The 14,772-nt window shown below is 62.4% G+C and carries 14 protein-coding genes; 9 read left to right on the top strand and 5 right to left on the bottom strand.

The genetic code is table 11. The features are described 5' to 3' along the window. Positions 1–103: 103 nt before the first annotated feature. The 3 genes from betC (at position 104) to ACZ445_RS00125 (ending at position 4,278) form a co-directional block, all read left to right on the top strand. A complete protein-coding gene (betC, locus tag ACZ445_RS00135; protein WP_058424388.1) occupies positions 104–1,618 on the top strand; it encodes a choline-sulfatase in 1,515 nt (504 codons plus the stop codon). 16 nt (positions 1,619–1,634) lie between these two features. Continuing rightward, complete coding sequence (gene choX / locus ACZ445_RS00130; RefSeq protein WP_058424387.1) at positions 1,635–2,549, top strand: choline ABC transporter substrate-binding protein; 915 nt, start codon at positions 1,635–1,637, stop codon at positions 2,547–2,549. A gap of 160 nt (positions 2,550–2,709) precedes the next feature. Next, the gene (locus tag ACZ445_RS00125) at positions 2,710–4,278 is read left to right on the top strand and encodes a SulP family inorganic anion transporter (protein ID WP_058424468.1); all 1,569 of its coding nucleotides are present in this window, start codon (positions 2,710–2,712) and stop codon (positions 4,276–4,278) included. A gap of 114 nt (positions 4,279–4,392) precedes the next feature. Here the strand turns inward: ACZ445_RS00125 and aroE are convergent, their stop codons facing one another. Both aroE and hemF read right to left on the bottom strand, forming a co-directional pair. Then, complete coding sequence (gene aroE / locus ACZ445_RS00120; protein ID WP_058424386.1) at positions 4,393–5,211, bottom strand: shikimate dehydrogenase; 819 nt, start codon at positions 5,209–5,211, stop codon at positions 4,393–4,395. Continuing rightward, positions 5,211–6,143 (bottom strand): oxygen-dependent coproporphyrinogen oxidase, encoded by a 933-nt coding sequence (gene hemF / locus ACZ445_RS00115; RefSeq protein WP_058424385.1) that lies wholly within the window; start codon positions 6,141–6,143, stop codon positions 5,211–5,213. The genes aroE and hemF overlap by 1 nt, the downstream gene beginning before the upstream one ends. 159 nt (positions 6,144–6,302) lie before the next feature. Here hemF and ACZ445_RS00110 point away from each other — a divergent pair, with 159 nt between their 5' ends. Further along, the gene (locus ACZ445_RS00110) at positions 6,303–7,280 is read left to right on the top strand and encodes a quinone oxidoreductase family protein (protein ID WP_058424384.1); all 978 of its coding nucleotides are present in this window, start codon (positions 6,303–6,305) and stop codon (positions 7,278–7,280) included. A 131-nt stretch (positions 7,281–7,411) separates the two neighbouring features. Here ACZ445_RS00110 and tsaC read toward each other — a convergent pair whose 3' ends face one another. The 3 genes from tsaC to ACZ445_RS00095 form a co-directional block, all read right to left on the bottom strand. Beyond that, positions 7,412–7,969: an L-threonylcarbamoyladenylate synthase type 1 TsaC gene (gene tsaC / locus ACZ445_RS00105; protein WP_058424383.1), complete on the bottom strand. Its 558-nt coding sequence runs from the start codon at positions 7,967–7,969 to the stop codon at positions 7,412–7,414. A 54-nt stretch (positions 7,970–8,023) separates the two neighbouring features. Further along, positions 8,024–9,118, bottom strand: coding sequence for a DNA-processing protein DprA (gene dprA, locus ACZ445_RS00100; RefSeq protein WP_464707878.1), 1,095 nt, complete (start codon positions 9,116–9,118; stop codon positions 8,024–8,026). 63 nt (positions 9,119–9,181) lie between these two features. Next, positions 9,182–9,958, bottom strand: coding sequence for a hypothetical protein (locus ACZ445_RS00095; protein ID WP_058424381.1), 777 nt, complete (start codon positions 9,956–9,958; stop codon positions 9,182–9,184). A 135-nt stretch (positions 9,959–10,093) separates the two neighbouring features. Between ACZ445_RS00095 and def the strand changes: the two genes are divergently transcribed. From def to ACZ445_RS00070, 5 genes are all read left to right on the top strand, one after another. Further along, positions 10,094–10,600 carry a peptide deformylase gene (gene def / locus ACZ445_RS00090; protein WP_005783383.1) on the top strand — a complete coding sequence of 169 codons (507 nt, stop codon included), beginning with the start codon at positions 10,094–10,096 and terminating at the stop codon, positions 10,598–10,600. Between the two features lie 69 nt (positions 10,601–10,669). After that, positions 10,670–11,620 carry a methionyl-tRNA formyltransferase gene (fmt, locus tag ACZ445_RS00085; RefSeq protein WP_464707877.1) on the top strand — a complete coding sequence of 317 codons (951 nt, stop codon included), beginning with the start codon at positions 10,670–10,672 and terminating at the stop codon, positions 11,618–11,620. Then, the gene (gene rsmB, locus ACZ445_RS00080; RefSeq protein WP_058424379.1) at positions 11,617–12,927 is read left to right on the top strand and encodes a 16S rRNA (cytosine(967)-C(5))-methyltransferase RsmB; all 1,311 of its coding nucleotides are present in this window, start codon (positions 11,617–11,619) and stop codon (positions 12,925–12,927) included. Before fmt ends, rsmB begins: the two co-directional genes overlap by 4 nt. A gap of 22 nt (positions 12,928–12,949) precedes the next feature. Further along, on the top strand, positions 12,950–14,323 hold the full coding sequence (trkA, locus tag ACZ445_RS00075) for a Trk system potassium transporter TrkA (RefSeq protein WP_071490899.1): 1,374 nt from the start codon (positions 12,950–12,952) through the stop codon (positions 14,321–14,323). 18 nt (positions 14,324–14,341) lie between these two features. Beyond that, positions 14,342–14,653: a tetratricopeptide repeat protein gene (locus ACZ445_RS00070; RefSeq protein ID WP_058424377.1), complete on the top strand. Its 312-nt coding sequence runs from the start codon at positions 14,342–14,344 to the stop codon at positions 14,651–14,653. Positions 14,654–14,772: the final 119 nt, after the last annotated feature.

Raw genomic sequence — 14,772 nt, 5'->3', positions numbered from 1 at the left:
AAGCTCTGCTTATCCTAGACATTGCTTTTCATGGGCTTTACCCCATTTTCCATGGGCTGCATGCTCATTGGCATAAACACTGCCTATGGAATGCCGATAGATCATGAAGCGCAAGAACATTCTTTTCATCATGGCCGATCAAATGGCCGCGCCGATGCTGCCGTTCTACGGACCTTCCCCTATCAAATTGCCCAACCTGAGCCGCCTCGCCGCACAGGGCGTGGTGTTCGATGCCGCGTACTGCAACAGCCCGCTGTGCGCACCGTCGCGCTTCACCCTGGTCAGCGGCCAGTTGCCAAGCAAGATCGGCGCCTACGACAACGCCGCCGATTTCCCCGCCGATGTACCGACCTACGCCCACTACCTGCGCCGCCTCGGCTACCGCACCGCGCTGTCGGGCAAGATGCACTTCTGCGGCCCCGACCAACTGCACGGTTACGAAGAACGCCTGACCAGCGACATCTACCCCGCCGACTATGGCTGGGCGGTGAACTGGGACGAGCCGGACGTACGCCCCAGCTGGTACCACAATATGTCGTCGGTGCTGCAAGCCGGCCCGTGCGTGCGCACCAACCAGCTGGATTTCGACGAAGAGGTGGTATTCAAGGCCCAGCAATACCTGTTCGACCATATCCGCGAAGACGGCGAACAACCGTTCTGCCTGACGGTGTCGATGACCCATCCGCACGACCCGTACACCATTCCCAAGCCGTTCTGGGACCTGTACGACGACGCTGATATCCCGTTGCCTACAAGACCCGCGCAAAGCGATCTCGACCCCCACTCCCAGCGCCTGCTCAAGGTCTACGACCTGTGGGACAAGCCTCTGCCGGTGGATAAGATCCGTGATGCGCGTCGTGCCTATTTCGGCGCGTGCAGCTACATCGACAGCAACGTCGGCAAGCTGCTGCAGACCCTGGAAGACACCGGCCTGGCCGACGACACCATCATCATTTTCTCCGGCGACCACGGCGACATGCTCGGCGAACGCGGGCTCTGGTACAAAATGCACTGGTTCGAAATGGCCGCCCGCGTACCGTTGCTGGTCAGCGCGCCGGGGCAGTTCAGCGCGGGGCGCGTGACCAAAGCCGTGTCCACCGCCGACCTGCTGCCGACCCTGGTGGAACTGGCCGGCGGCGAGTTGGACCCGCGCCTGCCGCTGGACGGCCGCTCGCTGGTCCCGCACTTGCAAGGGCAGGGCGGGCACGACGAAGTGTTCGGCGAATACATGGCCGAAGGCACCCTCAGCCCGCTGATGATGATTCGCCGAGGTGCCTACAAATTCATCTACAGCGAAGACGACCCTTGTCTGCTGTTCGATGTGCACAACGACCCGCACGAGCGGGAGAACCTCAGCCAGTCACCGGAACACCGGCCACTGTTCGAGGCGTTTTTGAGTGAGGCGCGGGCCAAATGGGACATCCCGGCGATCCACCAACAGGTGCTCGCCAGCCAACGCCGTCGTCGCCTGGTATTCGAGGCACTCACCCAGGGCAAGCTGAAGAGCTGGGATCACCAGCCACTGGTGGACGCCAGTCAGCAATACATGCGCAACCATATCGACCTCGACGACCTGGAGCGCAAGGCACGTTTTCCACAACCCTGCCAAAACCAATAAATACAGAGGGAAGGCCATGCAAAAGTTGACTGTGATGTTGAGCCTGTTGGTACTGACCAGCGCCAACGTGTACGCGGACGCCAGTTGTGAAACGGTAAAAATGGCCGATCCGGGCTGGAGCGATATCGCAGCCACCAACGCCATCACCGGTTTCCTGCTGACCGGCATGGGCTACAAACCGAAGGTGGACACCCTGGCGGTGCCGATCACCTTTGGCGGGCTCAAGGACGGCCAGGTGGACGTGTTCCTCGGCAACTGGATGCCGGCGCAGCAGGGCTTCTACGACAAGTTCGTGGCCAATGGCGACGTGGTGCAACTGGCGAAAAACCTCGACGGCACCGAGTTCACCCTCGCTGTGCCGGACTATGTGTGGGACGCCGGGGTGCATGATTTTGCCGACCTGAACAAGTTTGCCGACAAGTTCGACAAGAAGATCTACGGCATCGGCTCCGGTGCGCCGGCGAATATCTCGTTGCAGGAAATCATCAAGAAGAACGACTTCGACCTGGGCCAGTGGAAGCTGGTCGAGTCCAGCGAACAGGCGATGCTGGCCGAAGTGTCGCGAGCGGTGAAGAAACAGAAATTCGTCACCTTCCTCGGCTGGACCCCGCATCCGATGAACGTGCAGTTGAAAATGCGCTACCTCAAGGGTGGCGAGAAATACTTTGGTGACACTGGCAGCGTGTATACCTTGACCCGCAAGGGTTACGCGCAAGCCTGCCCCAATGTAGGAAAACTGCTGACCAACCTGAGTTTTACCCAGGAGATGGAGAACGGCATCATGGCCGAGGTGGCCAACAACAAGGTCAGCAACGCGGATGCGGCGAAGGCGTGGATCAAGGCCAATCCGGCGGTATTGGATAAGTGGCTGGAAGGTGTAAAAACACTGGACGGCAAAGACGCACTCCCTGCAGTTAAAGCCAGACTCTGAGGCCTGATGCAATTCAAATGTGGGAGGGGACTTGCCCCCGATAGCGGTGTGTCAGCCATGGATGTATCAACTGACACTCCCTCATCGGGGGCAAGCCCCCTCCCACATAGGCACTGTGTGTACTGATACTCTGATGCAAACCTTCCGACCCGAGTCCGCGATGCCCCGGCCCAACCGCCACACACTCTTCCCCTTTCTGAGCTGGCTCCCGCGCCAGACCCGCGCCAGCGTCGGTCGGGATGCGATGGTGGGCCTCAGTGGCGCAGTCCTCGCCCTGCCACAGTCGATTGCCTACGCGCTGATCGCGGGTCTGCCACCCGAATACGGCCTGTACGCCGCAATCATCCCGGTACTGATCGCTTGCCTCTGGGGTTCGTCGTGGCATTTGATCTGCGGGCCCACGGCGGCAATTTCCATTGTGCTCTACGCCAGCGTCAGTCCATTGGCCGTGCCGGGGTCACAGGACTACATCACGCTCATCCTGTTGCTGACCTTCCTCGCCGGCGTTTTCCAGTGGCTGTTGGGCATGCTGCGCTTCGGCGCGTTGGTGAACTTTGTCTCGCACTCGGTGGTGCTCGGGTTCACCCTGGGTGCCGCCGTGGTGATCGCCCTCGGCCAGTTGCCCAACCTGCTGGGGCTGGATCTGCCAAGCCAGGCCACCGCCATCAATAGCCTATTGGCGCTGATCCACCACAGCGGCGAATGGGACCATGCGTCCCTCCTGCTAGGGCTTGGCACGTTGCTGGTCGGCGCGCTGCTCAAATACCTGGTGCCTCGCTGGCCGACGCTGCTGATTGCGCTGGCACTGGGCAGCCTGGTGGCGTGGCTGTGGCCGGCGATGTTCGGGCACGTAGCGCTGGTCAGTTCGTTTGTCGGCAAACTGCCGCCGTTCAGCCCGCTGCCGATGGACCTGGACATGCTCCTGCGCCTGCTGCCGAGTGCCGTGGCAGTGGGCATGCTCGGGTTGGTGACCAGCCTGTCGATTGCCCGCTCGTTGTCGGCGCGCTCACAGCAGTTGCTCGACGCCAACCAGGAAGTCCGTGCGCAGGGTTTATCCAATATCGTGGGCGGATTTTTCTCCGGCTACCTGTCAGCCGGTTCGTTCACCCGCTCCGGCCTCAGCTACGAGGCGGGCGCGTGCTCGCCGTTGGCCGGGGTGTTTTCCGCGTTGTGGGTGGCGTTGTTCGCGTTATTTGGCGCGGCGTTGATCGCCCACATTCCGATCCCGAGCATGGCCGCGAGCATCCTGCTGATCAGTTGGGGGCTGGTGGACCGTCGCGGTATTCGGGCGTTATTTCGCGTCAGTCGCGCCGAGTTTGTGGTGATGAGCCTGACCTGTGTGGCCACCTTGCTGCTGGAATTGCAAACCGCCATTTATGCCGGGGTGCTGGCGTCGCTGTTTTTCTACCTCAAGCGCACCTCCCAGCCACGGGTACAACAGTGGCGAGACGGCGATGAGGATGTACTGCGGGTGGGCGGCTCGATCTTTTTCGGCGCCAGCCACTACCTGCAAGTGCGCCTGCAAAGTCTGCAGGGCGAGCGAGTGGTGATCGAGGCGCAGCAGATCAACTTTATCGACTATTCAGGGGTGGAGATGCTGCACCAGGAGGCTCGGCGCTTGCGTGGCTTAGGGCGCAGTTTGACGCTGCGCCGGGCCAGACCGCAGGTGGTGGAAGAGTTGAGAAAGCTGGAAGGGGCCGACAATTGCCCCATCCAATTCCAAGACTGAAAACGATCAACAATGTGGGAGGAGGCTTGCCCCCGATAGCGGTGTGTCAGCCATGGATGTATCAACTGACACTCCCTCATCGGGGGCAAGCCCCCTCCCACATTTGGATCAGTGTCAGATCAACTGGCGGCGAAGTTCAGCCAATACAGGCGCCGAATCCGGGCGTACGCCGCGCCACAGGAAGAAGGCCTCCGCCGCCTGTTCCACCAGCATGCCCAGGCCATCCATCGCCACGGATGCACCTTGCTCAGTCGCCCAACGGCAGAACGCGGTCGGTTCCTTGGCGTACATCATGTCGTAGCAAAAGGTCTTGCCTGGTTCGATCAGGCTGCCCGCAATCGGCGGTACATCGCCTGACAGGCTGGCGGACGTGGCGTTGATGATCACGTCCACCGGCTCACGCAGCCAGTCGAAACCGCTGGCAGATACCGGGCCGAGGTCGTCGAACAGCTCGGCGAGCAGTTCGGCCTTTTCAACGGTGCGGTTGGCGATGATCAGTGACGCGGGTTGCTCGGCCAGCAACGGTTCCAACGCGCCTCGCACGGCACCACCCGCGCCCAGCAGCAGGATGCGTTTGCCTTGCAGGCTCAACCCGGCGTTGACGGTGAGGTCGCGCACCAGGCCGGCGCCATCGGTGTTGTCGCCCAACAGGCTGCCATCGGCCAGCTTGCTCAAGGTGTTCACCGCGCCGGCACGTTGGGCGCGCTCGGTCAGGGTGTCGGCCAGTCGGTAGGCGTCCTCCTTGAACGGTACAGTGACGTTGGCGCCACGGCCCTGCTGAAAGAACTCACGGGCACAGCCGGTGAAATCCTCCAACGGCGCCAGCAAGGTGCTGTAGTCCAGTTGCTCGCCGGTCTGCTCGGCGAACATGCGGTGGATCAGCGGCGACTTGCTGTGGCCGATGGGGTTGCCGAACACGACATAACGGTCCATCAGACAGCCGCCTTGGGCGCGGCAAGGCCCAACCAGTCACGGTCTTGCAGGAAGTAGTCGGTGAGGCGTGCTTCTTCGCTGCCGGCCTCGGCCTTCCAGTCGTAGCTCCAGCGCACTTGCGGCGGCAGCGACATCAGGATCGACTCGGTACGCCCGCCCGACTGCAACCCGAACAAGGTGCCACGGTCGTAGACCAGGTTGAATTCAACGTAGCGGCCCCGGCGGAATTCCTGGAATTCGCGCTGTTGCTCGGTGTAGGCAATGGCCTTGCGGCGCTGCACGATCGGCAGGTAGGCGTCGATGTAGGCATCACCGATGGCGCGGATGAAGGCGAAGCAGGTGTCGAAGTCCCACTCGTTCAGGTCATCGAAAAACAGGCCGCCGATACCGCGCGGTTCGTTGCGGTGCTTGATGTGGAAGTAAGTGTCGCACCACGCTTTGTAGCGCGAATACACGTCAGGACCGAACGGCGCGCAGGCCTGCTCGGCCACGCGGTGCCAGTGGATGCAGTCTTCTTCGTTGCCGTAGTAAGGCGTGAGGTCGAAGCCACCGCCGAACCACCACACCGGCTCTTCGCCTTCTTTCTCTGCGATGAAAAAGCGCACGTTGGCGTGGGAAGTCGGCACATGAGGGTTATGCGGGTGGATCACCAGCGACACACCCAGGGCCTCGAAACCGCGACCGGCCAGCTCAGGCCGATGCGCGCTGGCAGACGGTGGCAGGCCGCTGCCAAAGACGTGGGAAAAGTTAACGCCGCCTTTTTCGATGACAGAACCGTTTGCAATCACACGGGTGCGACCGCCGCCGCCGGCAGGCCGGGTCCAGGCGTCTTCGATAAAGCGAGTGTCCGTCTCGAAGGTTTCCAGGGCGCTGCAAATGCGGTCTTGCAGGTCAAGCAGGTAGGCCTTTACAGCCTCGGTGCGGGTAGTCATGGCATCACCTTGAATCGGGCAAAGCTACGCGAGGCCATTGGGCGTCGGCGGCAAATGGGCGCACAGGATACCACCGCACCCACGTAGGTCGCAGTTGACGAAGATCAAGCTTAGGAGTCCGATAGGGGGCTACGCGATTCGAACCCAGGAGAAGTGCAGATGGCCAAACGTATCCAGTTCAGCGCCCATGGCGGCCCCGAAGTGCTTGAGTATGTGGACTACACGCCGGCCGAGCCTGGCCCGCAGCAGGTTCGCGTGCGTAACGAGGCGATCGGCCTGAACTTCATCGACACCTATTTCCGCAGCGGCCTGTACGCGCCGCCGGCCTTGCCATCAGGGCTGGGCGCGGAAGGCGCCGGTGTGGTCGATGCCATCGGCAGTGAAGTCACCCAATTCAAAGTCGGCGACCGCGTGGCCTACGGCAGTGGCCCGTTGGGCGCCTACAGCCAATTGCATGTGTTGCCCGCCGCCAACCTGGTGCACTTGCCGGACGACATCAGCTTCGAACAGGCCGCCGGCGCCATGCTCAAGGGCCTGACCGTGCAGTATCTGCTGCGCCAGACCTATGAACTCAAAGGCGGTGAAACCATCCTGTTCCACGCCGCAGCCGGTGGTGTGGGCTCCCTGGCCTGCCAGTGGGCCAAGGCTTTGGGCGTGAAGCTGATCGGTACGGTGAGCTCGCCGGAAAAAGCTGCCCTGGCCAAATCCCTCGGCGCCTGGGAAACCATCGACTACAGCAAGGAAAACGTCGCCCAGCGCGTGCTGGAGTTGACCGACGGCAAAAAAGTCCCGGTGGTGTATGACGGCGTCGGCAAGGACACCTGGCTGACCTCGCTGGACAGCGTAGCGCCCCGCGGGCTGGTGGTGAGTTTCGGCAATGCGTCGGGCGCGGTGGATGGGGTGAACCTGGGGATCCTGTCGGCCAAGGGCTCGCTGTACGTCACCCGGCCGACCTTGGCGACCTATGCCAACAACCCGCAGAACCTGCAGGCGATGGCTGATGACCTGTTTTCGATGATCAAGAGCGGCAAGGTGCGCATTGATATCAACCAGCGGTACTCGCTGGCAGAAGCGGCCAAGGCGCAGACCGAGTTGTCGGCACGCCGCACGACGGGGTCGACCATTCTGCTGCCGTAAGGCACACGATATCTGGAGTCTGTAAGGGCCTCATCGCGGGCAAGCCCGGCTCCCACATTTGACCGTGTTGTCATGAAAGACGCGGATCAGGTGTGGGAGCCGGGCTTGCCCGCGATGGCCGCACCTCGGTCTCAGGAAGGCCGCACAACCTCGCCGGTCACCAGGTCACGAATCAGGCTGGGGTTCTTGCGCCCACCCAGGGCGCCGCCCAACACCAGGTCCACCTGGCCACGAAAGTATTGCTCCACGCGGATCCGCGTACGCGCCGCCGGGCGACCCTGAGGGTTGGCCGACGTGGAAATCAACGGCCCCACCAGCGAGCACAAGTCCCGCACCAGCGGATGGTCAGTCACCCGCAGCGCCACCGTGTCATGCACACCTGTCACCCATTCCGGCAGCAAGTCCTGATGGGGCACCAGCCAGGTATTCGGCCCGGGCCAAGTGGCGGCCATGCGGTCGATCCAATCCTGCGGGAAGTCTTCGAAGAGAAAGTCGAACTGGCGGATGCTGTCCGCCACCAGGATCAGGCCCTTGTCCACCGAGCGGTTCTTGATGGCGAGCAAACGGTCCACTGCTTCTTCATTCCACGGGTCGCAGCCCAGGCCCCAAACCGCTTCGGTTGGATAGGCAATCACCGCGCCTGCGCGAATTTCTCGTGCGGTTTCCAGCACACGCCACCGGTTGACCATTATTCACTCTCCAGACTAAAGCTCTGCGCAGTTTACCGATCTTCGTTACAAAACCTAGCAGCGCGCAAGCCAGCGCCCGCTTTCGCAGATAACCTGGCCTTCAAGCTCCAGCTCCGTAAGCGTCGCCAACACCTGGGACAACGGTCGCCCGCTGGCAATCGCCAGCGCTTCACTGGTGTGCGGCGCCGCATGCAGCAGTGCCACCAGCGGATGGGTCACCGGCATCGGCGCCGGACGGGACAGCGCCTGCCAGCCGCGCAAGCCTTCAAGAATGTGCTCGATGGTTTCCACCAACACCGCACCATCGCGGATCAACTGATGGCAGCCCTTGGCGCCGGGATGATGGATAGAGCCCGGAATCGCGTACACCTCGCGCCCCTGCTCGGCCGCCAGCTTCGCGGTGATCAGCGAACCGCTGGCCATGCTGGCTTCCACCACCAGTACGCCGAGGGACAGACCACTGATGATGCGGTTACGCCTGGGGAAGTTGCCGGCCTGGGGTGGAGCGTCCAGCGGAAACTCGGAAACCACCGCGCTGCCCTGGTCAATCATCGCCGCCGCCAGCCGTCGGTGGCGCTGTGGATAAAAATTTTCGAGCCCGGTGCCGAGGACGCCGATTGTCTGGCCGCCCACGTCCAATGCCGCTTGATGGGCGGCGCCGTCAATACCCAAGGCCAGGCCACTGGTGATGACAAAACCCGCGCTCGCCAGGCTGCGGGAAAACGCAGCTGCGGTGTCCATGCCAGGACGGGATGCACGTCGGCTGCCCACCATCGCCAGTTGCGGTTTTTCCAGGGTCAGAGGGTCACCAGCGACGAATAACAGCGGCGGTGCGTCGTCAATCTGGGCGAGCAGTGCGGGGTACTCCGGCTGGTCCCACATCAGCAAATGCTGGGCCGGGCAAGCCAGCCAGGCCAATGCCGCACTGGCGCCCTCGCGGATTTCATGGCTGCGCCGAGCATCGGCGCTGATGGCCGGCACCCCCAGCGAACGCCAGGCACTGGCGGGGGCACTGATGGCCTTTGACGCAGAGCCGAACGCTTCGATCAATAAGCGAAATCGCTTGGGGCCCAGTTCCGGCAGCCTGTGCAAGCGTAGTCGGGCTTCCAGTTCTGACGGGGATACTTCATGACTGTTTATCGGATTCATTTGATCATCCTTGACCGGAACAAGCTGTGGATAACTCTGTTGGTAACTTATTTAGCAACCTATTCATTGTGTTTGATGCGCAGTCTCGAAACGGTCCATCACCGCCAGGGGTCGCGAGGCATTGAGGATCAGGCCGTAACTGAGCTTTTCGTAGGTGCGAAATACCAGCAGGGTGCCGGCGCGTTCATCGGGGAGTCGGGTCGGCGTGCCGGTGAGGCTATCGCGCACGGTGGCGCCAGCCTTGATCACGCTGAGCAGTTGACCTTCGACCAGGCCGTCACGGCGACCTTTGTTCAGGATGACAGCATCGAGTACGCCGATCTGGGTGACACCCTTGGGGACATCGATGATGTGCCCTTCGATGAAGGGCGCGGCTGAAATGACCTCAAGGGTGGCCGGATCGACAGGAGATTGCGCACGTAGCAGGCGGTCACCCGGGCGCACCTCCTGGGTCACTCGCTGCACGGCCAGGGTGGTGAGGTCGCCAGCCGTGACGAAACGGGCCGTGCCGATATCGTCGGCGTTGATGCCCAGTAGTTCTTGGGTCTGCGGATCGGTGTAGGCCTTGCCGCGTCGGAATATTCCGTAATGGGGTTGGGAAGGGTCCAGGTTGCCCCTGGCATGCACCCGCTCACCGTTGGCCCCCAGCACTCGACCTGCATCAGCCGCAACAATGTACGGCGCGCTGTCCAGGTCCTGCGGCGAATCAAGAATGCGGTTGTGCAGTAAAAAGCGCTGGATGGCCTGTTGTGTCGATTGATCCAGGCGCTGGACGGGCTGGGGCAGCAGGGCCATGGCGAACGGGGCCCACAGCAGCAAGACGAGTAGCGATTTCCTCATGGGGTGAATCTCCTTTATTATGTGCGTTCGCGTGAAATGCCAGGGCCTTCGCGGCTTCGGGGCGTTTCACACCGGCTGTCTGGGTCCATCCCAACGCCGATTTGCCTTTACCTCACATGTGCAGCAATTACGCTTATGGCTATTTTGAACATCCTCGAATTTCCCGACTCGCGCCTGCGCACGATCGCCAAGCCGGTGGCCGTAGTGGACGACAAGGTTCGTCAGTTGGTCGATGACATGTTTGAAACAATGTATGAAGCCCCGGGCATCGGCCTCGCCGCGACCCAGGTCAACGTACACCTACGTGTCGTGGTCATGGACCTGTCGGAGGATCGCAGCGAACCGAGGGTGTACATCAACCCCGAGTTCGAACCACTGACCGACGAGATGGGCGAGTACCAGGAAGGCTGCCTGTCGGTGCCCGAGTTCTACGAGAACGTCGAGCGCCCGCTGCGCGTGAAGATCAAGGCCCTGGACCGCGACGGCAAGCCGTTCGAGCTGATTGCCGAAGGCCTGCTGGCGGTGTGCATCCAGCACGAATGCGACCACCTCAACGGCAAGCTGTTTGTCGATTACCTGTCCACGCTCAAGCGCGACCGGATCAAGAAGAAGCTGGAAAAAAAGCATCGCCAGCAAGCTTGATGCCCTTCTTCCAAAGGCTTGCTGCGGCAAGCCTTTTTCTTTTGTGACTGCTTTTAACCGAGACCTCCCATGACCGAGCCACTGCGCATTGTTTTTGCCGGCACTCCTGAATTCGCCGCCGAACACCTCAAGGCCCTGCTTGCCAGCCCTTATGACATCGTCGCGGTGTACACCCAGCCGGATCGCCCGGCCGGTCGCGGGCAAAAACTGATGCCAAGCCCGGTCAAGCAGCTGGCGCTGGAGCACAATATCCCCGTGCTGCAGCCGCCGACGCTGCGCAACGCCGACGCCCAGGCTGAACTGGCGGCGCTGAAGCCGGACCTGCTGGTGGTCGTGGCCTACGGCTTGATCCTGCCGCAAGGGGTGCTGGATATCCCGCGCCTGGGCTGCATCAACAGCCATGCCTCGCTGCTGCCACGCTGGCGCGGTGCGGCGCCGATCCAGCGTGCCGTGGAAGCCGGCGACAGCGAAAGCGGCGTAACCGTGATGCGCATGGAGGCGGGTTTGGACACCGGCCCGATGCTGCTCAAGGTCACCACCCCGATCACCGGCGATGACACCGGCGGCAGCCTGCACGACCGCCTTGCCCAGCTGGGCCCGCCCGCCGTGATCCAGGCCATCGCCGGTCTGGCCGCCGGCACCCTGGCAGGCGAGGTCCAGGACGACAGCCTGGCCACCTACGCCCACAAGCTGAACAAAGACGAAGCGCGCGTCGACTGGAGCCGCCCGGCCGTGGAGCTGGAGCGCCTGGTACGTGCCTTCAACCCCTGGCCGGTCTGCCACAGCACCCTCAATGGCGAAGCCGTGAAAGTATTGGCCGCCAAACTCGCCGAGGGCAAAGGCGCTCCCGGCGAGATCATCGGCGCCAGCAAGGACGGCCTGCTGGTCGCCTGCGGCGAGCAGGCGCTGTGCCTGACCCGTCTGCAATTACCCGGTGGCAAAGCGCTTAATTTCAGCGATTTGTTCAACAGCCGTCGTGAGAAATTTGCTGTAGGCACCATCCTCGGGACAGCCCAATGAACCCACGTCTAGCCGCCGCCAAGGCTCTCGCCGCCGTCCTCAACGGCAAGGCGTCGCTGAACAGTTCGTTGCCGACCCAGTTGGACAAGGTCGAAGACCGCGATCGCGGGTTCACCCAGGACCTGGCCTTTGGCACCGCGCGCTGGCAGCCACGCCTGTCGGCTCTGGCAGCCAAGCTGCTGCAAAAGCCATTCAAGGCGGCCGATGCGGATGTCGAGGCGCTGCTGCTGGTGGGCCTCTATCAGTTGCTCTACACCCGTGTACCCGCCCACGCCGCGATAGGCGAGACAGTCGGTTGCGCCGACAAGCTGAAAAAGCCGTGGGCCAAGGCCCTGCTCAATGCCGTGCTGCGCCGTGCCCAGCGCGAAAGCGAAGCGCTGCTGGCCGAGCTGGAACATGACCCGGTGGTGCGCACCGCCCACCCGCGCTGGCTGCAAAAATCCCTGAAGGCGTTCTGGCCCGAACAATGGGAAGCCATCTGCGCGGCGAACAATGCGCACCCGCCGATGATCCTGCGGGTCAACCGCCGTCACCACAACCGTGATGCCTACCTGCAATTGCTCACCGACGCTGGCATCAACGCCACATCCTGTGTGTACAGCATCGACGGCATCGTGCTGGAGGCGGCCACCGACGTGCGCAGCCTGCCGGGCTTTGCCGAAGGCTGGATCAGCGTGCAGGATGAGGCGGCGCAACTGGCGGCCGACCTGCTCGACCTGGCGCCGGGCCAACGCGTGCTCGACGCCTGCTGCGCGCCGGGCGGCAAGACCTGTCACATACTGGAGGTCGAAAAAGACCTGGCCGGTGTCGTCGCTGTCGATCTGGAAGCCAAGCGCCTGGTGCGCGTGCGGGAAAACCTTGCCCGGCTGGGCCTCAGCGCCGAGCTGATCGCCGCCGATGGCCGTGACACCGCCACCTGGTGGGACGGCAAACCGTTCCAGCGCATCCTGCTCGATGCACCGTGCTCCGCCACCGGCGTGATCCGTCGCCACCCGGACATCAAGCTCACCCGCCAACCCGATGACATCGCCGCCCTGGCCGTGCTGCAGGGCGAGCTGCTCGACGCGATGTGGCCGACCCTCGAAGTCGGCGGCATCCTGCTCTATGCCACCTGCTCCACCTTGCCGACGGAAAACACCGAGGTGATCGAAGCCTTCCTCGCCCGCACCAGCGGTGCGCGGGAGCTGGACCTCGCCACCTCCGCTGGCATCAAGCAGCCCCACGGCCGCCAGTTGCTCGCGCAAGAAGGCGGACACGATGGCTTCTACTACGCCAAACTGATCAAGATCGCCGCCGCGCGCGGCTGAATGGTTTAAAGGGAGTGACCGGATGAAAATCATCATCCTTGGGGCAGGGCAGGTTGGCGGTACGTTGGCCGAACATTTGGCCAGCGAAGCCAATGACATCACCGTGGTCGACACCGACAGCGAACGCCTGCGCAACCTTGGCGACCGCCTCGACATCCGTACCGTGCAAGGCCGCGCATCGTTCCCGACGGTGCTGCGCCAGGCCGGCGCGGATGACGCCGACATGCTGGTGGCCGTGACCAACAGCGACGAAACCAACATGGTCGCCTGCCAGGTCGCCCACACCCTGTTCCACACCCCGACCAAGATCGCTCGCGTACGCGAAGCGGCCTACCTGACCCGTGCCGGGCTGTTCGACAACGATGCGATTCCGGTCGACGTGCTGATCAGCCCGGAACAGGTGGTGACGCACTACATCAAGCGCCTGATCGAAATCCCGGGCGCCTTGCAGGTGATCGACTTCGCCGGTGGCAAGGCGCAGTTGGTGGCGGTGAAGGCCTATTACGGCGGCCCGCTGGTGGGCCAGCAACTGCGTCAACTGCGCGAGCACATGCCGAATGTGGAGACCCGCGTCGCGGCGATTTTCCGGCGTGACCGTCCGATCCTGCCCCAGGGCGATACGGTGATCGAGGCCGACGACGAAGTGTTTTTCATCGCCGCCAAGGCGAATATTCGCGCGGTCATGAGCGAAATGCGCCGTCTCGATGAGACCTACAAGCGCATCGTCATCGCCGGCGGTGGGCAGATCGGCGAGCGTCTGGCCGAAGCCATCGAAAGCCGCTACCAGGTGAAGATCATCGAGATGAGCCCGGCACGTTGCCGGCATTTGTCCGACACCCTGGACAGCACCGTCGTACTGCAAGGCAGCGCCTCGGACCGCGACCTGCTGATGGAAGAAAACATCGCCGACGCCGACATCTTCCTGGCGCTGACCAACGATGACGAAGCCAACATCATGTCGTCGTTGCTGGCCAAGCGACTGGGCGCGAAAAAGGTGATGACCATCATCAACAACCCGGCCTACGTGGACCTGATCCAGGGCGGCGATATCGACATCGCCATCAGCCCGCAATTGGCGACCATCGGCACCTTGCTCGCCCACGTACGCCGGGGCGATATCGTCAGCGTGCACTCCCTGCGCCGGGGCGCGGCGGAAGCCATCGAGGCGATTGCCCATGGCGACTCCAAGTCGAGCAAGGTGATCGGCAAGGCCATCCGCGATATCGGCTTGCCGCCGGGCACCACCATTGGCGCCATCATCCGTGACGAAGAGGTGATCATTGCCCACGACGATACGGTGATCCAAACCGGGGACCATGTGATCCTGTTTCTGGTGGATAAGAAACATATCCGCGATGTGGAGAAGTTGTTCCACGTGGGGTTGAGTTTTTTCTGATCGAACGGAGTGGCCGACATGCTCGAATCCCTGGAAAAAATGCTCGCCAAGGGTGTGGATAACTCGCTGCTGCGGTTTGGCTTGGGCAAGGGTTATCTGGACCTGAAGGACAACGCCAAGGCGGCGGAGCATTTGCAGAAATGCGTGGAGTTCGACCCGAAGTATTCGGCAGCGTGGAAGTTGTTGGGCAAGGCGCAAGCGGAGCTGGGTGATCAGGCTGCAGCGCGGCTGGCATGGGAGAAGGGTATTGAAGCGGCCCAGGCCCATGGTGATAAACAGGCCGAAAAAGAGATGATGGTGTTCCTGAAGAAACTCGACCGCCAGGCTTAGCGCAATTCAAATGTGGGAGGGGGCTTGCCCCCGATGGCAGTGTGTCAGTCGATACCTATTTGACTGAGCAACCGCTATCGGGGCAAGCCCCCTCCCACATTTGGTTCAACACTCGTCTT

This window comes from Pseudomonas allii (genome assembly GCF_055380095.1).
Note: the sequence above shows the minus strand (reverse complement) of the source record. Positions and strands in the feature narration are given on the sequence as shown.